General features: G+C 67.7%; 1 protein-coding gene. It reads left to right on the top strand.

Annotated features, from left to right (window positions below):
• The first annotated feature begins 77 nt into the window (after nt 1-77).
• The gene (locus G3N58_RS21900; protein WP_206000199.1) at nt 78-24,635 is read left to right on the top strand and encodes a leukotoxin LktA family filamentous adhesin; all 24,558 of its coding nucleotides are present in this window, start codon (nt 78-80) and stop codon (nt 24,633-24,635) included.

The following is a 24,635-nucleotide window of genomic DNA, read 5'->3' as shown; positions in this document are numbered from 1 at the left end:
CATTCGCTTTTTCTCATCCCCAACCTACCGCCTTTTTCGAGTCGCCGTTCCCTGAGGCGACTCCGCCGGAGACCATCATGACAGCCTTTCACCAACGTCTGCGCGCCCGTTTCCAGAAAGCGCCGCGACGCAGCGCGCTGGTCCTGAATCTGGCAGCGGTATTCGGCGCCAGCGCGGCTCAAGCCGCCGGCATCGTCCCGACCGGCCAGACCGCCACCACGCTGACGGCCAACGGCAAGACCATCGACATCAACACCCGCACCGTGGTCGGGGCGACAGGTGTCAATGCCTTCAAGACCTTCGACGTGTCGTCGGCGCAGACCGTGAATCTGGTGCTGCCGAAGAAGACCAGCAACCTGGTGAACCTGGTCTACGACAAGGCCATCGATATCCAGGGCACGGTCAACAGCCTGAAGGACGGCAAGATTGGCGGCAACGTCATCTTCGCCGACCCGCACGGCATGGTGGTGGGCAGCTCGGGGGTGCTCAACGTCGGCAGCCTGACGGCGGTGGCGCCGAGCAGGCAGTTCATGGACGGCGTGATCGGCGCAGACGGCAAGGTCAACGGCACAGCGGTACAGCAACTGCTGAACGGGGAAGCCGGCAACGCGGCGGGCGGCGTGATCCGCATCGATGGGGTCGTCAACGCCACCGACGGCATCCGCCTGCAGGCCGATGCCGTCCGCGTCGGCGGCAAGCTCAACGCGGGCGCCGACGCAATGCACCAGACGGCCTTTCTTGCCTCGGTCAATACCGGCGGCCTGGAACAGGCCAGCGGCATGGTGGAACACAACGGCGAAATCGACATCGTCGGCGGTAAAAGCGCGGCGATCACCGGCGCGCTGACGGTGACGAACAGTGCGGGACATGGCGGCAAGATCAGCGTGGTCGCCGACGACGTGGCGCTGGGCGGATCGGCCCGGCTTGACGCCAGCGGCACGACGGGCGGCGGCCGGATCGATATCGGCATCGCCGGCGACCGTCTGGCATCGACCACGGCTATCGATAAAAACGTGCAGGTACGTGCCGATGCCACGCAACGAGGCGACGGCGGCACTATCACGATCTGGGGCCGCGATGCCAACAGGACGGCAGGCACCCTCTCCGCCAGGGGCGGGGCACAAGGCGGCAATGGTGGCCTGGTGGAGGTGTCGGCGAGGAACGGCCTGGACATCCGCGCCCAGGTCGATACCCGGGCGGCCAAAGGCAGAACGGGTACGTTGCTGATCGATCCGGAAAACCTGGACATCGTCGACGGTGATGCCCTGCCGCCCGGTGTGCCCGACACGTCTGCGGGCGAGGACGCGCTCCCTGCCGGCCAAACCACGCGAACCGCCGGTGCGCAGCCGCCCAACCAGGTACAAGTGGCCTGGCTGCAAAGCCAGGGCGACACCAACATCCGTTTGCAGGCGGACAACACCCTGACCGTGGGCGACAGCACCGCCGCCCCAGGAGCCACCGGCTATGCCGCGCATGTGAACCTGGGAGAGCTGATCAATAACTCCCTGACGCTGGAAGCCAGCCATATCGTCGTCAATGAGGGATCGCAGATCACCACGGGGGGCGGCAACGTCAACTTGCTGGCGGCGGGCAAGGACAACGCCTCTATCCTGGTCGCCAGGAACGCCCTGATCGACGCCGGCAGCGGAGATATAACCCTGGCCGCCAATGCGAGCGTGGCTAACACCGGCAATGTCGCCACGATCAGCAACGCCCACTCCATGGTGGATGTGTGGGGCATGCTCAACGGCAGGAACGTCGCGCTGACCGCCACGGCCAGCGCGACGACCAGAAATGCCGAGACGAGCGCGGAAGCCCTGGCCACGCAAGACAACAGCAACAGCACCGATGCGGGCGGCAAGCTGCCCGATCTGTCCGTGGCGACGTTGTTCCGCGGCGCGGGCGGCGGGGTGATGATCGCCAATGCCACGGCGCAGGTGGACGTTCATGACGGCGCGCAGGTGACCGCTGCCAGGGACCTGACCCTTGCGTCCACCGCGAGCCAGACGGCCACCCTCTCGTACACCCTGGGCGGCAAGGATGCCGACAAGAATGAAGACAGCCCGGTGCCCACCGCGGTGTTGGTCACCAGCCTGGGCGGCGGCGCCAGATCCGTGGTCGACCAGGGCGCCACGGTCTCGGTCGGCGACCAGGGCAAGCTGGACGTGCTGGCCCAGAACAACGCCAAACTGAGCGCATCGCTGACCACGCAGGGCGAGAACAGCAAGGGGGCCATCACCGTCCTGGTCGGCCTGTCCGACGTCAGCGCCGACGCATCCATCGCGTCCGGCGCGGTGGTCCATACCGGCGTGGGCAGCAACGTGGACGTGGCTGCGCAGAGTAGCGGCGCCTATTCGCTCACCGCCTCGAGCAACCAGTCCCAAGGCGCCAATGCCGCCGCGGGCATCGCGGTGGCGGTATCGCAGTTTAATGCCAGCGCCAGCGCCGCGCTGGACGCTTCGATCATCAACCCTGACGCCGGCAATGTGCAGGTGTCGGCGATCAACAACGTCACGCAGAACGCGGTCGGCGCGTCGACCAGCCTTGACACCAGCAGCATCGATCCGAACGCCTACCAGGCACCGTTGGCCGGCATCGAAAATACCTCGCTGTTCGGCCTGGTGTCGAACCTGCTGGGCGACGCTTCGGCGCAAGCCGCCAGGCGCGTCAACGTGGCGAGCGCCGCCGACGATCCGCCCTTCCAGTTGGGTGGCACGCTGGCGCTGTCGATGAGCGATTTTTCCGCCCACGCCACGATAGGCGCCGGCACGCACGTCTCCACTGGCGGCGACGTGGCCGTCATCGCGCAAACCCGCGACGTCGGTATCAACACCGTCGCCAACGGCGCCGTCGCCTCGGCGGGCACGGGCGCCGGGTCGGGCGCGGGCAGCGACGCCGCGCTGAACGCCAGCGTGGCGCTGAGCTTCATCAACCACGATGCGCAAGCCACCATCGGGCCGGACAGCGACATCCGCGCCGCCCATGTGGCCGTCGAGGGCAATGTGGAAGTGCCTTTCAATGCGCTGGGCATGACCTGGGACAAGTGGGACAGCCTGTCCGACATCGGCGCGGAGATGAAGACCATCCTCGGCGCGGTCACCGGTTCGACGGGCTTTCTCAACAGCTACGCCAACGCAAGCGGCGGCAGCAGCCGTACCGACCTGGGACTGACCGGCGCCGTCAGCTATTTCGGCCTGGGCAACCACAGCACCGCCTGGGTGGGACAGAACACCGCCATCACCACCACCGGCGGCGATACGTTCAGGATCGTGCTGGCCGACCCGGCGCTGCCGGGCGAAACGCCGAACAAGGCGGCCACGTTCGATTTCGACAGGGCGGTGTCCATCGAGGCCACGGGCACGACCCAGGTTCTGACCGACGCCGGCAGCATGGGCTCGCTGGCGGGCCTGTTTCCGGTTCTGCCGGGCGGCAACACAGCGGGCGACGTGGCCGTGGGCGGTTCGGCCAACGTCGTCAGCTTCGGCAACAGCACGCTGGCCGGAGTCGACGACGGCGTCGTCATCCGGACCGCCGCCAACGCGGGCGTACGCGTCACTGCGGACAGCAGCGATTTCAGCATCGCCCTCAGCCCGACATCGGGCGCCGGCGCCCCCGTGGGCGTGGACGGCACGGCGGCCATCACGCTGTACGACAACCACGCGCGAGCCATCGTCAGCAACAAGGCCACCATCGCCACCGGCGACCTGGCCGTCGAGGCCGGCGAGCATGTCTCCGTCTTTTCCGTCGGCGGCGCGCTGACAGCCAGCAAGGAAAGCGCCGTGGGCGTGGGCGTCGCGGTCAATTATCTGTCCGGCGACACCTCGGCGGCCATCGGCAACATCGATCCGGCCTGGCGCCCGGACGGGATGACCTCCTCCGCGAGTGCCGTCGAGCCGGGTAGCGTCACCGCCCAGGATGTCCGGGTCAACGCTCTGTCTGACGGCTCCGCCTACGCCATATCGGTGGCGGGCACCAAGAGCGGCGGCGCGGCGGAGAATCCCGGTGGTGGCGGTGGCGCAAGCGGTGGCACGCCGCCCAAGCCGCCCGCCATGTTGACCAAACTGGTGGCCAACCTGACGGGCGTGGACAGCCTGGGCGGCTCGACCATGCAGACGGCGGTGAAAGCCCTGGGCGTGGTGAATACGCTGTATTCCAAGGTCAGCGGTGTGCTGGGCGACAAGACCGACGTGCCAGCTTCGGGCGGCAGCAGCCCGACCTCGTCGTCCGAACTCTCCGCATCCGGCAGCGTCAGCGTCAATGTGTCCATGCTGAACGCGTCGGCTACCGTGGAGGATGCCCGCATCGACCTGGGCCAGACCAGCGGCAACACGGCGCAGGTGCTCGCCACCAACGATTCCAACCTCGTATCGGTCGGTGGCGCGGCCGCGCTCTCGCTGGCGGGCACCCAACCGGCGTCAGGCGGTAGTTCCACCACGCTGGCTGGCGCCGTCGCCGTCGAATACGAAAACAATACGACCCAGGCCCGCGTCATAAACAGCCACATCACGGCGGGCGATATCGACGTCAATGCGCTGGCTGCGGGTGAACATCTGAGCATCGGCCTGGGCATGGGCGTTGCCACGGGCGGCAGCGGCGGCACCAATGTCGCGGGTTCAGTGTCGCTGGCGGTACTGCGCAACGATGTCTCGTCCACGGTGGAAGGGTCGACGCTCGACACCCGCTCGGCCGACATCTGGGCGTTCGACAGCACGCAAACCGGCGTCGGCGGCGGTTCGCTGGCGCTGGGGGGCAGCACGGGCATTGGCATGGCGCTGACGTTCGTCGACGCGGCGAACCAGGTCGACGCGCTCATCAAGGACTCAACCCTCCATGCGGTCGAAGACGTCAGGCTCTACGCACTGGACCCCACGCTACTGATGGCGGGCGCGCTCGCGGGCGCGGTCAACCAGGGTGATTCGACCGGCAGCGGCCTGGCGCTGGGCGGTAGCTTCGTTATTAACCGGCTCGGCAATAACGCCACGACAAAGGTTGAGCATTCCGACATTTCCACGAGTTCGAGCGCCTCGCTCGACGTGCTGGCCACCAATGCTTCCGATCTGGGACTTACCCCGGCCACGCTGGCCCGCAACAGCGTGAAGGACGCCAACGGCCACGACGCCTTCGACTTCGACCAGAGCTTGCTGACCGGCCAGGACGCGCCCTCCGGCGCGGCCATCTACGGCGTGGCCGGCTCGGTGGGCGCCTTGAGCTCCAAAGCCGTCGGCATCGCTCTCACCTACAACGACATCCATAACGTCCACGCCGCCCTCATCAGCGGCGACAGCGCGGTCACCGCGCGCAGCCTGAATGTGCAGGCCGCCGATGCCTCGAGCATCCTCGGCATCTCGGCCGGCGTGGCACTGTCCGCCGAATCGGGCGGCTTCGCCGGCGCGGGCTCCGTCTCGGCCAACCTCATCGACAACACCGTCACGGCGCAACTGGGCGACGCGTCCGGCAACCTGAACGTCAAGGCGTATGGCGCGGTGGACGTGCAAGCCAGCGACACCGCCTCCATTCACACGGTGGCCGGCAGCATCTCGGCGGCGCTGAGCTCCAGCCTGGCGGCCGGCGCCGCCGTCACTTACAGCGAAAACACCAGCCACACCACGGCGCTGATCGACGGCGCCGACATCAGCACCTCGACCATTCTGGGCGATGTGACGGTGCAGGCGCGCAATGCGCAAGACATCTATTCGGCCGCCGCCGCCCTGAGCGCCACCGCCGAAACCGGCAGCGCCGCGCTGGCGGGCTCCTTCTCCATCAACCAGATAAGCGACAGCGCGCGGGCGCTGATCCGCAACGGCACGCGCATCGACGCCGATTCGCTGACCGTTGACGCCCGCGACACGGGCACGGCCATCTGGTCACTGGGCGGCGGCGTGGCCCTGTCCTCGGGGACCGCCGTCGGCGCGGGCGTGGCGGTCAACACCATCGGCTCGACCTATCTGGCGCAGATCGAAGACGCCGCGCTCATGCTGGACAATAGTTTGACCGTCAACGCGCAGGACGATGCCTCGATCTACACGGCCGCCCTGGGCGGGGCGGTGGGCAAGGATACGGCGGCGGGCGCCTCGATCACGGTCAACCAGATCGATACCACCGTCACCGCGAACACCACGAATGTCACGGTGAATGCGGACCGTGCACCAGGTGCCACCAGCGGCAACGAAACCGTCTCGGCCCATAGCGCCGCGAAAATCTCGGCCCTCTCGGGCGGCGTGGCCGTGTCCCTGGGCGAAGGCGTGGCGCTGGGCGTGGCCAGCGCGGTGAACCGCATCGGCAACACCGTGAGCGCCAGCATCGAAGGCGGCAGCGCCAATGTGGCCAATCTGCGCGTGGCCGCCGATGCCGAAGACGAGATCAACAGCCTGGCCGTCGGCGCCGCCGTCACGGCGGGCGGCCAGGGGTCGGGTTCAGGCTCGGTCGCGGTGAACCTGATCGATACCGATGTCACCGCCAGTATCGGCTCAAAAGCCAACGTTGCGGCCTGGGGCAATGCCGCCGTGCTGGCCAGCAATGACGACACCTTGCGCAGCATCGCTGGCGCGGTCAGCGTGGCTGTGGGTGCGGGCAATCTGGCCGCGGGCGCTAGCGTTGCCGTCAACCAGATCGACGGCGCGACCACGGCACGCATCCAGGATGCGAGCGTCAGTGCGCTCGGCAACAACGCCGCCGGCGTCATCGTGCAGCAGGCGGTTGCCGATACCGGCCAGGGCGACGCCGATCTGCAGCGTGCCAACGGCGGCCAGACACTGGCCAGCGCGCAATACACCGCGCCCAATGCCGCCAATGACACCGTGAAGCTGGACGCCGCCAGCAACACGATGGGCAGCTACCTCAAGCCAGCCGACCCGGGCGCCACGCAGACCCTGTACGGTGTGGTGGTCGATGCCCACGCTGACCGTAGCCTGGCCAGCATCGCCGCTACCGGATCGGTCAATATCAACCCCGATCCTTTCGATCCGTCCTTCGCGGCGGCCGCCACAGTCACGGTCAACCAGATCGGCGGCGAAACCACCGCGCGCATCCAGGACGCCAGTATCAATCAGGCCCCAGGCGCCGGCACGCGGCAGGCTGTCAATGTGCTGGCCGACAGCCACGCCAAATCGCAAAGCATCGTCGGCGCGCTGTCCGCGGCGCTCTATGGCGGCGTGGGCGCGGCGCTTGACACCGAAACTTTTACGCTGGCTACCACCGCGCAGATCGCCGCCAGCCAGGTCAATGCCCTGGGCGCGGTGAATGTTGGCGCGGGCTCCAGCTTCCGCGTCAACGCCGTGGCCGCCGGTTTTTCCGCCGGCGGCATCGGGGCGATCGGCACAGGCGAAATGGTGCTGTTCGATGGCACGACGCACGCCACGCTGGATCAGACGAACGTCACCGCGGCCAGCCTGGGCGTGAACGCCGTCAGCGCCAACTCGGTGAATCTGGTCGCGGGCGGGGTAGCCGGCGGGGTGGTCGGCGTTGCCGGCTCATACGCCGTGGTCGATTCCACGCAGGATACCGAGGCACATATCGCAGGCGGAACGATCTCGGCCTCGCGGGGCGAGGTGACCGTGCGCGCGGACTCGAGCACCGACAGCACGGTATCGGCCGCTTCGGGCGCGATCGGCGCCGGCATCGCCGCCGGCATTGCCGCCGGCGTGGCGCTGACCGAAAACACCACTACCGCCAGCATCGGCGGCGGCGCCACGGTGAACGCCAGCGGCGCGGTCGAGGTCGGCGCCAGCGACCACGGATCGCTGCTGCTCAACGCCGGATCGCTGGGCGCAAGTTTTGGCGGCGCGGGCGTCGGCGCTACGGCGGGCGTCTCCATCACCCGCAGCGGCGTCCTGGCGCAGATCGACAACGCCAGCGTCACGGGCAGCAACGTCGCCCTTCTCGCGAGCAACGACCAGCATATCGAGCACAATGTCTATGCCGCCGGCATCGGCCAGAGCGCCGGCCTCGGCGGCGTGGCTTCGGTAATCTTGCTCGGCACCGGCGACAGCAGCCTGCTCAGCGACAAGGCCGACGGCAACGCCGACAGCAATACGAAGAGCACGCAAGCCCTGCTGAACGACATCGGCACGTTCACGTCCGGCAACAAGCTGGCCGACACCGGCACTGCGCTGACCGGTGCCGAGAAAGACCGTATCGCCCAAGGCACCCAATCGAACATGGGCGGCAGCGGCGCCCTGACGGCCGGCCCCGCCAACAGCGCCCATGCCCTGATCGGCAACGCGGCGGTCACCGCCACCAGCAAGGACGTCACACTCGACGCCTGGACCGATACTGCCACCGCCAACCACGTGGGCGCGCTGGGCGCGGCCGGCATCGGCATCGGCATCGCCGTGGGCGTGACCCGCCTGTACAACGACGTGCAGGCCGTGGCCGGCGCGGAATCCCGAATCACCGCGGCGGGCGCGCTGCGGGCTGCCGCAGCGGCCCAGGATGGCGCCAAAGGCCGTGCGATCGACGACGTCATCGTCGCCGGCGCCATCGGCGGCCTGGTCGGCGTCAACGTCAACGTCGGCGACGAGCGCATTTCCGATACCGTGAACGCGCGGGTGGACGGCATCGTCAACACGGGCGGCGACCTCCTGGTCTCGGCCGAGGACAGCGCCTCCATCAACGCCACGAACGTCGGCGTCGGCGCAGGCACCATCGGCGCGGGCGCGGTCGTGCTGCAAGCCGCCAAGACCGGCAACGTAAGCGCCTCGCTGAACAGCGGCAACGATGCCGCCAGGACCATCGCCGCGCGCAACATCACCGTCCAGGCCGCCGAAAGCGGCCAGGTCTCGACCTCGACCTACGCCGTGCAAGGCGGCCTGCTCGCCGCCATCGGCGGCAACTACGCCCGCAGCCAGGACAGCCAGAACGTCAGCGCCCGCATCGGCGACAACAGCCGCATCACCAGCGTGGGCAACGTCTCTGTGCAGGCCACGCGCACGCCCCAGGTCCAGGCCCAGGGGTTCGGCATCGGTGTGGCGGGCCAGTTGCAGGCCGGCGTGTCCCTAGCCTCCGCGACCGTGTCGGGCGACACCTCCGCCACGGTGGGCGACCATGTCGTCTTCGGCGGCATCGCCAGCGCCCTCGGCGCCAACGGCATGCCCGTCATCTCCGACCACGCCACGTTGAGCATCCTGGCGCAGAACCGGGTTTCCGCCGCGGGCTACAGCGCCCGTGCCCAGGCCCAGGCCTCCGGCGGCGGCACGCTGGTCGGCATCAACGGCGCGGACGCCGAAGCCCGCAACACCAGCCGCGTCACCGCCCAGGCCGGCAACGACCTGGTGCTGCCGCTGGGCGACGTGTCCATCACCGCCGATGAAAACTCGGTGCAGACCGCCAACGCCTCGGGCATCTCGGTGGGCGGCGCCCTGGGCATCGGCCTGGACTTCGCCACGGCCACGTCCGATACTGCCACGCTGGCGCAACTCGGCTCGGGCGCCATGAGCCCGGTACTGACGGGCGGCAAACCGGGGCAGACGGATTTCTTCCTGCAAGCCCGCCCAGGCAATCTCTCCATCACCGCCACCGGCAGCGACACCAACCAGGCCCGTGCCATCGCGGGCGCGGGCGCGCTGCTGGCGGGCGCGGCGGCGCGGGCCCGGACCGACAACCAGGGCACGTCCATCGCCCAGGTCCTGGGCGGCCTGCCCAGCCAGAACGCCTACATGACAGTCAGCACGGCGCGGACCCCCGCCACCGACGGCCTGATTGTCTTCCACGACCCGGCCAGCGACACGCTGGGCAGCGGCCACAATCTGCTGTCGGCCGGCGCCTACACCCTGTCCGCCAGCCACGACAGCAACTTTTCCACGCAGGCCGATTCGACCCAGGCCTCGCTGGCCGGCTACAGCGGCGCGGACGCCGGCGGCACGGTGAATTTTGCCGTCAACGCCGCCCAGGGCGACGACACCAGCATATTTGCCGCCGATATCGCCATCGACGCGCTCAACCGTGTCACGCAGACGACCATTGGTGACAACGCCACCGGCCACAGTTATGGCCTGGCGGCCGGCGCGGCGGTGGAAAGCAATAACACCATCGTCGCCAGCAGCGCGGTCAACGTCGGCAAGAACACCGTGCTGATCGCCAGCGACCCGCTGGGTGCGCTGGATGACAATCACGGCAATCTGCACCTGATTGCCGCCAACGTCATCAATGCCCAGGACAGCACGAGCGCCAGCTCCGGGGCGGCCCTGCCCGGCCTGCGCAGCCAGTCCACCACCGACGCCAGCGCGGCGGCCGCCGTGAATGTCGGCGACGGCGCCTCGCTGTCGAGCATCGGCTATCTGGACATCGGCACGTACAACAACGTCTACGTCACCAACGACGCCTATGCCAACGCCTGGGGCCTGGCCGGCGGGGGCAGCGGCAACGCCACCAGCGATATCCATTCCGACCAGAATATCGGAATCGGCAATGCCACGCTGTTCTCGTGGTACGACATGAACATCGCCACCGGCCGCGGCGCGCAAGGCTTGCAGGCCAACAGCCTGATCGCCAATGCCAACAACCAGGTGTTCTTCGACGGCGCATTCGGCGGCACCGATCCCAAGGCCCGGGCCACCATCACCGACAACGCGGCGCTGGGCATCGCCGCCGGCGCACAACTCGACAGCGTGCGCGACATTCTGCTCGGCACGCTGGCGGGCACGGCCCAGGCCAATGCCACCGGCAAGGGCAATTTCCGGGTGCTGGGCATTCCCGGCAGCATCACCGACAGCCAGAGCAGCGTCACCCGCAACCAGGCGACAACAATGAACGCCGACGCCGTCGCCGGCGTGTACCACGATGTCTCGCTGACCGTGAACGGCAACTGCAGGCTGGGCGACGCGAACTGCATCGTTACCTCGGGCAATGTCGGCTATTCGACCTATACCCAGAACATGTACGCGCAGGTCACGGCGCAACTCGGCGTGCTGCGGGACGAATACAGCAAGGCCACGGATGCGGATGCCCGGCAATCGCTGCAGGCCAGCATCAATGCGCTGACCAGCATTCTCAGCTTCATCGACACCAGCACCCTGCAGGTGGTCGAGGTCGCCGACACGATTGCCGCGGGCGGCAACATTACCATCGATACGGCCAGGCTCTCGGGCAATGGCTCGTTGACGGCATATGGCGGACCGAAGATCACCGTGGTCAACAACAACGCCAATGCCACGCTGATGCTGGACAAGCTGTTCATTCCGGACGAACTGGGCGGCAATATCGTATTTACCGGCGCCGCCAGCAAGGACAGCGCGCCGGATATCAGGATTTCCGCCATCGACACCAACGTCGCCGGCACCATCTCGATCGGCGACAGCAATATCGCCACGCCGCGCAACATCTATCTGTACGACACCATCGAAAACGCCAACGGCCAGCTGAAGATCTACAACGCCGGCGGCAGCGTGTTCCAGTTCGGCGACATCATCGTCAACGCCCTGAACGAACAGGTGCCCAATGGCGCGCTGCTGGTCAACAACAGCAATGGCGGCTATTACGTGCACGGCGGCCCCGCGTACACCATGTATATGGCGCAAACGGGCACCAATGCGAACGGCGATCCGATCTACACCGCCTATTCGCTGACCAAAGACCAGCAGTTGAAGGACGACACCAGCGGGTTCGCGCTGCCGACCGACCCCGACGAGGCCGTCACCTACGTCGTCAATTACCTGGCCAACACCAACCAGCTCGGCAGCGGCGTCACGCTGGATTACAACGTGTATTCCGGGCCGGCCTATCTCTCGACGCCCTACCAGGTGTCCGTCGAGTTGAACGGCCCCACCGGTTGCGGCACGGCGGCCAACCTGGGGCAGTGCCTGGGCGGCGCCGGCCTGCCCACCGGCAAGGCCACGGACGGCACGCGCGGCACGGGCTGGCTGTTCTTCACGCCCGGCCTCGCGCGCGCCAGCGATGCATCCGGCTATGGCAAATCAGACGCCGACTACGTCGCCGCGTACGGGCCGGACATCTCGTTCTACAACGGCAATTACCGCCTGCCATCGATCGGCACGCGCCAGACCACGGTGAGCTTGCCCAACCTCAAGCCGCAAGCCAATGCCTCAGCGTCGACCACGGTAGGACAACTGGCCGTCATCAACGCCAATATCGTGGACATGAACGGCACGCTGAAGGTCGGCAAGCCCAGCGATTACACGGTCACCGTCAAGGACACGGCAGCGGCGGCCTCGCCGGCCACTTACACGTATTACGTCATCGACGCGGCCACCCAGGGCGCCAAGACCGCGACCTATACCCTGCCCGCGGGCCAGACATTCCTGAGCTGCGTGGCCAACGCGAGCTGCCGCGCGCAATACCTGAGCCAGTTTGCGACCAACCAGGGCTGGTATCAGTTGCCGGGCTCGGTGGTCCAGGCCAACGGCTCGGTACTGGCGGGATCAGGATCCGTGGTGCAGGCCGGGGCAAACACCGGCACGCTGCCGATGTACTACAACCCGACCACCGGCAATCTGGAGATGGCGAGCGTGGCCAACGGCGGCAACGCGGCGGTCTCGATCACCGGCCAGATCATCAATACCCTGCCGGGCGCGGGCGGCATCCAGGTCAATGGCGGCTATACGCACGTCACGGTCAACAACGATACCGACCTCACGCTGGCGACGAACGGCATCAATACCGGCAATGCCGGCAAGTCGGTGGTGCAGATCACCGATGCGCTCAAGAAAGACAGTCAGGGCAACTGGCAAACCACCTGGTACGTGAGCGACGCCGGGCAGCAGGGCATGACGGTGTATCAGGATTACGGCGTCTTCGGCCTGAACGACTATCTGGGCCGCGCCCCCGCCAGGAGCACGAGCACCGGGAGCGAGGCCTACAACCCGCTGTCGGGAGAACGCTATACCTATACCTACGCGGCGGATCTGACGCGCTCGGTAACGCCCACCGTTTCCGACAAGACCCAGGGTTGCAATGCCAGCGGCGCGCTCCTGGACTGCCTGGTGACGGGGCTGGGCGGCAGCGGCGTCGGCACCATTGCGATGCTTATGGAAAACGCAGGGGATTTTTCAAAACTCAACATCGGTGACGTCATCAACAAGGGCGGCGCGACCGGCGGCCTGGCCATCGACTCGACCAAAGTCCAGCTGGGAGACTGGCAATTCGTCAAACCCAACAGCCAGAACACCACCAGCAACTGGTGGACCCTGGCCAGCAGCGGCCTGACGAACGACGCCTCGCTGAAAGACGTCAGTTTCACGGAAAGCATCACGGGCGGCGTCACGAAGTACGACGCCATCCTGTCCCACTACGTGGCCGACGGCGACATGCTGTGGGTCTGGAAGGTACCCACCGACATCCAGATCAAGGCCACCGGCAGCGTCAAGGCCGACAACCCGTTCAACATCAGCATCAATTCGGGCAATGCCAGCGGCGCCATCACCATCAATTCGCAAAGCTCGGTGCTGGTGAATGGCAATATCCAGAACGTCTCGGGCGGGACCCGTATCGCCGCTACGGGCAACGGCGCCAGTATCAGCGCCGGCACGGGCGGCGCCATCACCACCCAGTCGCTGGCACTTTCCGCCCAAAGCGGCATCGCGAGCACCGGCACGCCCCTGCAGGTCACCCTGGTGAACCCCGACGGCGCCGCCAACACCGGCCGCAACACCGTCAGTGCGGTCACGGCCAGCGGCGACATCGGGCTGCAATTAAAGGGCAACAACGATGCGCTGCTGACCAGCATCCAGACCGACGCCGACAGCAATGTGGCGCTGACGGCGGATGCCGGCCTGCTGAACGGCGCGGCCAACGGCGTCACGGTCGTACGCGGCAACAACATCACGCTGGCCAGCGCCAATGGCGCTATCGGCTCCGGCGCTAAACCGCTGCTCATCCAGGCCAATGCCAGTCAGGCCGGTGGCCTGGCCTATGGCGGCGTCGTCAACGCCTCGGCCTCCGGCGACATTTACCTGACGCAGCCCCAGGGCGACCTGGCCGTGGGCAGCGTGATTTCCCGCAGTGGCGATGTCGGCTTGACCGCCGGCCTTGGCAGCATCATCGACGGCAGCAACATCGACACCACCGACCGCACGGCGAAACTGGCCGAGGTCTACGACAAGCTCCAGACGCTGGACGCCACCACCGCCCGCGCGGACGTGGTGACGGCCTATGAGCACGGCATCGACGCGGAATACGCCAACTACTGGAGCCTGGTGAACGGTCTGGGTTCGGTGTCGGCGGACGGCAAGACCTTCACGCTGAACACCACCGGCGCGGCCCTGCTGCAGGCGCAGGCCGACGCGGCGGGCGTGGACGTGCACGCCTACGCGCAGTCACGCTACGACGTGCTGACGGCCGACCTGGACGCCGCGCTGGGCTCAGCCTCCGGTTGGCGCATGGCACAGTCCAGCGATTTCCGGTTTACCGCCAGCGCCGAACAGGTCCAGGCGATGACCGGTGGTCAGACCTGGACGCTCAACGATCTGCTGTATTCCGTCAATCTGTCGGCGCTGGACAAGCCCAGCAACGCCGTGACGGACGTGCCTTATGTCATCGTGCAGGGCCGCAGCGTCACGCTGAACGCCTCGGACAACATCGGGTCGCAGGCCGCGCCCGTCGACTTCAACGCGGCGGACTTTACCCAGCACGCCGACGGTTCGATCAACCTGAGCGATGCCCAAAAGGCGGCGCTGGTCGGCGCGAACTCGGCTGGCGACATCGTCAACCCCGTCTACGACAGCGACGGCCGTCTGCTGTCGTTCCAGATCAACCAGAACAAGCCGTTGTACATCAACGTGATTGGTGCCCGCACCGGTAGCGGCGCCGTCGACGAAAAAACCGATACGGGCCTGAGCGCGACGGCGGGACAGGACATCTGGCTGTCGGCAAAGGACACCCTGCCCATCGTCCATATCGATGCCGGACACGATGCGACGATCTACAGCGAGAACGGCATCGTCAACGCGGCCACGGGCGGCGTGAACATCACCACCGGCAGCAGGCCGGATACGGTGCAATGCGCGCAGCGGGGAACCGGCAGCGACGCCTGCGGCAACCTGGTGCTGGAAAACGGCTCGGGCAAGGTCGGCAGCAACACTGCGCTGCTGAGCCTCGATATCGGCGGTATCGTCGAATCCGCGCGTAGCGGCGGCGACCTGTACCTGTCCGTGCCCCAGGGCAATCTGTATTTCGACAATCTGGTCGGCAACATGGTCTGGCTGAGCTCGCTCGATACTTCGGCGGGCCACGGCAACATCTACGGCATCAAGCTGAACGACCAGAACCAGGGCGCGGCGTCGCTGGCGGCGAATTATCTGTCGCTGCATCTGAAAGGCTCGCTGCTGGGCCTGAACCCGAATGCCGCGCTTTACACCAACCTGGGCACCGCCGCGCAAGCCGGGGTCTTGAGCGGCAGCGTGACGGGCGGCCTGAACCTGCACAACAGCCACGCGCTGGTGCTGGGCCGCGCAGCCGTCGCCGACGCGCAAGGCAATGCCCTCTACCCCGCGGAAATCCTGGCCGTGGGCCTGGGCAACGGCGTCGGCGCCCAGCCCGGCGACCTGATACTCGATGCCGACGGCGCGATCACTTTCGCGGGCGGCGGCGCGGCCACGCAGACGACGGTCGGCGGCAATCTCGTCATCGGCAATGCCGCGCTGGCCGCCGGCTTTGCTGCGGGCAATTCGACCGTGGTGGGCGGCGACATGACGCTGAACGCGGCGTCGATCACGATGGGCGACGCCAGCCAGGTCAAGGTGACGGGCGACGCCAACTGGCGCGCGAATGCCGGCGACATAACGCTGGCCTGGCTGGGCGGCGATAACCTCAATCTGTCGGCGGCGGGCGGCGGCAAGCTGCTGGGTATCGCCTCGTCCGCCGGCACGGGCGCGAACCTGGACGCGCGCGGCACGGTCACGCTCAATGGCGGCGCGGCCGGCGGATTTATCGATGGCGGCGGCATCGGCAACGCTAACGGCGGGCGGCTGAGCGTGGCCGCGGCCGGGCTCGACGCGGCCACCGCGAGCGGCTCGATCTATCTGGGCGCGCGCGCGCCCTCGGTCGCCCCCGCCATGTCCGTTTCCGCCATCACGCCGTCCGGCGCGATCGACATCGCCGCGCCGGCCGACATCGTCGTCCAGCGCCTGCAATCGGATTCGGACATCGCCATCGCCGCCAGCCAGTCAGCCCAGGTCACCTTGCGCGGCGTGGTGGCCGGCCAGGACCTGAACCTGGACGCATCGAACGGCAACGGCCGCTTCGCGGCCACCTCCGACGCAGATATCCGGATCGCGCGCGATCTGAACCTGACGGCGGGCGATGCCAGCACGATCTCCCTGTCCGGCGCATTCAACGCCGGGCGTGACATCAATACCACCGGCGCGGGCGCCATCGACGCCGCGCAGGCGTCGATCCACGCGGGCCGCGACATCGCCATGACGCTCACCGGCATCCAGCTGGGCAACGCCAGCGCGAATGCCATTGCACTGCACGCCGGCGGCGATATAGGCTATGGCGCGCTGACGGCATTGGCCAGCGACGTAACACTGGATGCGCAAGGCGATATCGCCGGGTCGGCCGGCCAGGCCGGCGGTATCGCGGCCGCCCGGGACGCGACGCTGACTGCTGGCGGCGCAATCAGTATCGAGAACGCCACGGCGGCCCGGACCCTCACGCTGGCCTCCGGCGGCGATACGCGTTACGGCGCGCTGAGTGCCACGCAGGGCGACGTCGGCATCACGGCCGCCAGGGGCGACATCATCGCCCTGGCCAACGGCGCGACCGACGGCATCATTGCCGGACGCAACGCCACACTGCGCGGCGTCGCGCTGGACACCACCGCCAGCGGCATCCGCGCAGGCGGAGACGTCAACCTGCAAGCCGCCGTCTACACAGACCCCGGCACGCAGACCGCGCGCACCGGCGGCATCAGCGCCGGGGCCGTGAGCAGCGGCGGCACGGTGGATATCCAGTCCGCCGGCGGCGCAATCAACGTGGCGCGGCTGGAATCCGCCGACCTGAAGATTGCCGATCACGGTGGCGCGGTCACCGTCGACAACGCCGTCGTCCACAGCGACGATTTCAGACTGGCCGTCAGCAATACGTTCTCGTCCAGCAGCTTCACCGTGGACGGCGCGCTCGATCTGAGCGCGGGCAATCCGGGCAGCGGATCTGTCCATCTGGACAAAGCGCAGTCTGGCGGGCGCATGGCGCTCGGCGCGAGCGACCTCGTGCTGGGCAACATCCTGTCCGATGGCGACATGCAGGTCACTGCGGGCAACGCGGTCAACTTCGACACGCTGGAATCGCGCAACGGCAACGTCACCGTCACCGCGAATGCCAACGCCAACCGCGTCGACATCAACTGGGGCCTGCTGGGCGCCCCCATCAATGCGCCTGTTGCGACCACCGCCAACATCACCGGCAACATCATTACCGCCGCGCAGACGGCCACGCTTACCGGCCCCGGCATCCATATCAACGGTTCGGTCAACGCGAATGCGCTGGACGCCAGGGCCACCGGCCAGGCTGCCAGCCAGACGGTCTTCGTCGAGGACGCCGTCAACCATACCTTCGTGCCCATTACCTCCGAGGGCGCCTACATCGGCGGCCAGCTGGTGATTGCCGGCGCCAGCCTGCGGCAGGGCGACAGCCATGTGTCGGCCAGCAACATGACGCTGGCCGACATGAACAGCGCGGGCGGCAGCCTGACGGCAACGGTGGATACGCCCGCGACCTTCTTCACCCCGTTCGGCGCGCAAAAGAAGGCGACGGGCTATGACTACGGCATCCTGACGTTCGGCGGAAACTCCAGCCTGGGCGGCACGCTGACAGGCAGCGCGGATGTCGTCAACATCAATGCCGCTACCCTGCAAACGCGCGGCGACATGTCGCTGACGGCAACGGCGGGCGACATCGGCCTCAACAACGTCCAGGGCCTGCTGGCATCCACCGACGGCGGCATCGCGCTGACGGCCTCGCAGGGCAGCATCGCCATGGTCAACGGCCATCGCCTCGATGCGGCCGCAACGGTGACGCTGGCCGCAGGCAAGGACATCACCGCCGGAGACATCATCGTCAATGGCGCATACCTTGCCCCGAGCCTCACCACGCCCAGCATTGATGCCGGCGGCCTGGTCGCCACGGCGGGACATACCCTGGCGCTCAGCAACGTCGTGGTGCATGGCGACAGCGTGCTGCAAGCCAACGGCGACGTGTTCGGCACGCCGTCGTATTACGCCGTCGGCGCCGGAACGCCCGCCCTGTTTTCCCTGAAGCTGGCGAATTTCCAGAGCGACGGCGACCTGACGGCGATGCAGAACAACGCCTCGGGCGGCAGCCTGGTCATCCTGGGCGGCGTGAACGTCGGCGGCGCGCTCAGCCTGAGCAGCAACGGCCTCAAGTCGACGGGCGGCATCGCGGGCAGCCAGGGCATCGTCTTCGACGGCGCGCTCGCCTCCGGCGGCGACATGATGCTGAATGTCGGCGGTTTCAACGACCTGCGCTACACCCGCCTGAGTTCGGCTCGCGGCAGCGTCACCGTTCGCGCGGGCGGCAATATCCTGGCCGACGACAGCGCCCAGCCCGGTACTATCACCGCCGCCCAGAACATTTCGCTGAGTGCCGCCGGCACCATTTCGACCGGCACCGGCCAAAGCGGCCCGACCCTTGATGCCGGCCGCGACATCAATCTGAGCGCCACGGGAACGACCGCCGGAGGCTTCGTCGCCCCGTTCAACGGCGCCTACAGCGCCGCGCCAGTGATTGTGGCCAACAACATCCACGCAACAGGCAACATCAACGTGCTGTCCAACGGCGCGGCCACTACCGCCACCTTGACGCAAGTCGCGGCAGGCGGTGACCTGAACGCCGATGCCGGCACGCTGACCATCCGTACCGCCAACGTGACCGGCAGCAGCCATTTGCAGGCCAGCCGCGCGGGCGACACCGGTAAGGGTTTCCTCACGCTGACGGATTACGACAGCAGCGGCGATCTGACCGCTCTCACCGACGGCACCTTGACCACCAGCGGCACGGGCGCACACGTGGGCGGCAACCTGAGCCTGACGGGCGACACGCTGGCGCTGCGCGAGATCGACAGCAGCAATCCCGATCAGGACGTCACGCTGGAAGCCGGCGGCGATATCACGCTGGTGTCGAATTCCGGGGAATTCAATTTCAACGGCCGGCTGCTGACACATGCCGGCGGCAAGCTGGACCTGAGCGCGCCCAGCATCGCCATCCGGGAACTCTCCGGGCCGAACGACGTGACGCTGCACGCCACCCAGGGCGACATCACCTTCGGCACCTTCAGCGTGGGCACGCTCGACGCCAGGGCCGCAGGCGGCATGACCCTGGGCAGCAACATCATCAACCCCCAGACCGGCTACTCCAGCACCAGTTCCGCCAGGGACAGCCGCCTGCAATCCGGCGGCGACATGACCCTGGCGAATTTCGTCAGCAGCGGCAACCTGACGGCGGCGTCGGGCGGCACGCTGACGATGAGCGCTGCCCCCTCGCCCAATACCGGCACGATCGACCTGAGCGGCCAGCGCCTGAACCTCGGCGGCGATCTGGTCGCCTTCGGCGATATCAGACTGACTGCGCTGGTCGACGGCATCCGCTACACCACCCTGTCGTCCAACGGCGCGATCGTTCTCCAGGCGGCGGGCGACATCGCGTCCGGACTGCAACAAGGCCTGGCGCAGACCGTCAACACGCCACGCATCCAGGCCGGTGGCGACGTGACGCTGGTGACCACGCAGGGCGGCAATATCGACCTGTACGACATCTCGGTCGGAGGAAACCTGACCGCGCAGGCCGACGGTGATCTGACGCTGTCCGCCGATGGAGACCAGGTACTGTCCGGCATGAACAGCTCGGTACGCGGCAGCGGCGATCTGCGCGCGAACGGCGCCATGGCGCTGGCCAATACCCGTTTCGGCAGCAACCTCGCCGCACACGCCGGCACGCTGGGCCTCAACGCCGTGACCGCCGGCGGCGACATGGCGTTGACCGCCACGGCGGGCGGCATCCACATTCCGGCCAACGCCGCCATCAGCAACGGCCTGCAAAGCACGATCGCGCCGATCGCGGGCGGCGACCTGAGCGTCATCGCGGCGGGCGACATCACTGCGGGCGACGTCTTCGCGGGCGGCAACATCGCGCTGGCCACCATGGCGGGCGGTAACATCGACATCAGCGGCAGGACAGGCAGCGCTTACGTGCGCTCGCTGTCCACCCCGCAAGGGGAACTGCGTCCGGTCAACGGCACGCTCACCCTGAGCGCGGATGGCGATCTCTCCGTCAATACCCTCAGCGCCACGAACGATGTCCGGCTGACCTCGGGAGGCGACACCACCGTGGCAAGCCTGAGCGCCGGTGCGCTGACGGCTCGCGCGGGCGGCGCGATGGCGCTGCAGGATGTCTCGACGGGCGCGGGTGATATCCAGCTTGACGCCGTCTCCGGCCTGTCGGTCAACGCCAGCACCCAGGGCAATCTGACGGCCACCACGACGAACGGTACGCTGTCCGCCAGCGTCGATGCCGGCGGCGATATCGCGCTGACGGCGACCCACGGCGACATCCGCTACGGCACGTTGACGTCGCGCGGCGGTGACCTCCTGGCCATCGCGGCCGGCGACATCGCCACGGCCACGCCCACGGCCAGCACCATCAATGCCGCCAGCTCCGTGACCCTGAGCGGCGCTAATCTGGCGCTGGGCAGCCTGCAATGGGGTGGTGCGCTGGCGCTGACGACGGCCGGCGACATGACGGTGGGCAACCTGACGGGCCAGGGGAACAGCGCCCTGAACCTGAGCGCCGGCGGCTCGCTGACAGCGGGCGATCTCCAGTCGGGCGGCGACCTGACATTGACCGCGCAAACCGGCGATATCGCCTACCGTTCCCTGACCTCGACGGGCGGCAATGTGACCGCCGAAGCGGCGGGCGACATTGATGCGCTCTGGGGCGGCAAGGGCATCGCCTCGGCCGGAGATGTCTCGTTGACGTCCCGCGGCGGCCACATCGACACCCAGGCCAGCCTGGTCTCGGCCGGCGACGCCCTCGCCATGACGGGCAACGACCTGAGCCTGGCCGATCTGCAGTGGGGCCGCTCGCTGGCGCTGGACGCCGCTGGCGATCTGACGCTGGGGGTATTGCAGGGCCATGCCAACGAAGCCCTGAGCCTGAGCGCCGGCGGCTCACTGACGGCCACCAGCATTCAGTCCGATGGCGACCTGACGCTAAGCGCCCGTAACGGCCGCATCGACTATGACGCACTGACCTCCACGCAAGGCAGCATCATTGCCAGCGCCGCCGGCGACATCACTGGCGCCGCCTACGGCAACGGCATCGCTGCGGCCGGCAATGTCTCGCTGACGTCGACAGGCGGCACCATCACCCTTGCAGGGGCGGGAAGCGCCGCGCTGGGACAAGCGGAGCCGCCCGCCCTCACGGCGGGCGGCGCGGTCGACCTGACGGGCGCCGCGCTGGTCACCGGCCGCATTGCCGCCGCCAACGACATCACCCTGAGCGCCACGGCCGGAGGCATCGGCTACCGCGCGCTGGGCACGACCCACGGCGGCGTCATTGCCAGGGCCACGGGCGACATCACCGCGCTGGCCTCAGCCGATCCGCAGGTCACCGACTTCGCCGCCGACAATCTCCTCAAGCTGACGGGCGGCCAGGGCATCAACGCGGCGGGCGACGTCGCGCTGGCCAGCGGTGGCGTCATCGACACCCGCGCCAGTTTCGTCATAGCCGGTGGCGCGCTCAACGCGCAGGGCGGCACGTTGGCCTTGGGTGACACCATCGCCAACGACGACATCACGCTGAGCGCGACCGCCGGCGACATCGATATCGGCACCGGCGTGGCGGCGCCTCGTGGCGCAGGCGGCTCGCTGTACTCGAACCACGGAAACATCACCGCCAGCGCCACGGGCAGCATCAACGTCAACACAACCGACTCGTCGAGCTATGCCGGGCCCAACCCGCGCTTCGCGCTGGGAAATCCTCCCCTGTGGCCGGTCGATGGCGCGATCGGCAACACGCTCAGTTCCCTCTCGGCGGCCGGAGATGTCTCGCTCACCGCCGGCAGCAATATCCTCGTTGCCACGACCAATACCAGCAGCGGCCTCGACACCAACGCCATCAACGCCCTGCGCAACGTCTCGCTGCGGGCTGGCGGCCGTATCGACGTTGCCGCGGTCGACACCAGCGCCTACGCGGGCCGGTCCAGCAACAACGCCATCCACGCCGGCAATACGATCGAAGCTGCCGCCGATGGTGCGCTGACGGTGACAGGCAACCTGAACTGGGGCGGCAGGCAGGCGACACTGGCTTCGGGCGGCGACCTGGCGCTGGGCGACACGCGATTCAATGGAGACCTGGCACTCGCGGCTGCTGGCGCGCTGACGCTCGGCAACCTCGAGTCCTCCACAGGCGACATTACGCTGAACGCGGCCGGCGACATCGACTATGGTTCGCTGATGTCGCGTGACGGAAATATCGTGGCCCACGCAGGCGGAGACATCCGCGGGCAAGCCATCGGTTTCGACGGCCTGGCGCTGGACAATGGAACGCTGCTCCTTCCCACCCGCAGCGTGACCCTGACGGCCGACGGCGACATCCGTGCCAGCGCGGTCCGCGCCGGCGGCCCCATCAGCATCACGGGGGCCTCCATGACGCTGGGCACGGTTTCCCAAAGCACGGCCGGCTCCCTCTTCGCCACGTCGGTGGCGCAAGCAGCAGGCTACGACCTGGCGGGCGGCAACGTGACGCTGAGCGCGACAGGCGGCGACATCGGCTATGGCTCGCTGAGCACCACCGCCGGAGATGTCACCGTCACCGCAGCCGCCGGCAGCATCAGCGGCCAAAGTATCGACGCCTCGGGCAACCTGGCGTTAAGCGCCAACAGCGTAGGCCCGCTGGGCAGCGTCCTGGCCAGAAACAATCTGACGATCAACAGCCACGCCGACTTGGCCGTGGGTGACCTGCTGGCCTATGGCGGCATGGCACTGACGACCGATGGCGCGCTGACGGCGGATCGACTCGAAACCTACGGAGGCGACCTGGCGCTGAGCGCAGGAAGCGGCGGCATCCGCTACGGCACACTCTCGTCCTGGGGCAGCCTGAGCGCCAACGCGCAGGGAGACATTACCGCGCAAACCGGCGGACAGGGCATCACCGCGAATCAGAACGTGTCGTTGGTGTCCCGTAGCGGCGATATCGATACGCGCGCCAGCGACATCCAGGCCGCCGGCTATGGGCTGGACAAGGACTTCAACCTCGTGCTCGGCGGTGGCGGACTGACGCTGCAGGCGAACAGCGGCAACATCAGCTACGGCACCCTGACGTCCAGGACTGGCAGCATCGCGGTCAAGGCGGCGGCAGGCAACATCAGCGGTACGAGCGCCATCACGGCGGGCCTGGACCTGACGATGGCCTCCAGGGGAGCGCTGTCGCTGAGCAACCTCAAAGTCGGCCGCAACCTGGCGCTGGATACCCAGGCCGATCTGACGCTGGGTGACCTCAGTGCCAGGGGTAGTGTGACCCTGGCCGCCGCCGGCACGCTGACTACCGGCAAGCTGACCTCCGCCGGCGACATGATCCTCGCCACAAGCCAGGGCAATCTGGTCTACGGCGGATTGCAGTCCGACGGCAACCTCCGCGCCACCGTGGCGGGCGATCTGCTGTCCAACCCGGATGGCGTGCTGTCGGCTAAGGGCGACGTCACCGTCGACGCCTCCGGCACCATTGGCGTCGAACAACTGAGCGCCGGGAGCGACGCCCGGCTGGCGGCTGGCGAGGGTATCTCGGGAAGGACGGTCTCCGCGGGCCGGGACACGGGACTGAATGCGCTCGGCAAGATTTCGGTCGACACGCTGCAAACCGGCCGCACGCTCACTGCTTCGGGCACCAGCCTGACGACGCATCAACTCGCCGCGTCCACGGCTGACCTGAGCGTCGATGGCACGGTGGACCTGGGCCTGGCCACGCTGGCCGGCCCCTTCACCGCCCAGGTGGGCGCGCTGACCGGACAGATTACCCATACCGGCACGCAGCCCCTGGTGCTGGACGTCACCGGCCGCCCGGGCACCTATGCCGCCAGTATCGACCTGGACCTGAACGCGCCCAAGGGCGCCGTCTTCAATCGCCTATGGGCAGACCTCGCCGCCATCAAGACCAATGCGCCGGACTTGCGCATCGTCGATGGTCGTGTGCAATCCACACTGAACCTGGCGACGCCGTATGGCCTTGCCCTCATGGACAACGGCAGCCCGGCCGTACGGCCCGGCGTGCCCCTGCAGCTGTACGCGCCAGGCACATCCTTCGCCTTCAACTGGTCGCCCGGAGGCTGGAATACCAGCGCGCGGGTGATACAGCCCGCTGGCGGCGATAGTGGCAATAGCGGCAACGGCGGCAATAGCGGATCAGGTGGAAATACGGGCAACACAGGCGGCGCAGGAAATACCGGACGTCCGCAAGCCATCCAGGTAGCCCTGCAGGCCTCCGACGGACTGGCCGGCCTGCTCAGGGACACTGCGGAAGGCCGTGCCGCGCCGCCTGCGGCAGACCTGACGCCCCGCCCCGCCGCTCAGGTTATTCACGATGAAAACGGCAATGAACCCGACGATGCGGCCGGTATCGTGAATGTGACAGCCAGCGTAGCGGATCTGCCCGGTTTCGCGCCCCGGCTATGA

The sequence above is a fragment of the Paraburkholderia sp. Ac-20342 genome, from assembly GCF_017104985.1.
GTDB lineage: Bacteria > Pseudomonadota > Gammaproteobacteria > Burkholderiales > Burkholderiaceae > Paraburkholderia.
The sequence above is the reverse complement of the archived record's forward strand: the minus strand, read 5'-3'. Positions and strand labels throughout refer to the sequence as shown.

What these genes read in the sequence shown, in the direction of transcription:
- G3N58_RS21900 (WP_206000199.1), top strand. Translation starts at nt 78, where the DNA reads ATGACAGCCTTTCACCAACGTCTGCGCGCCCGTTTCCAGAAAGCGCCG.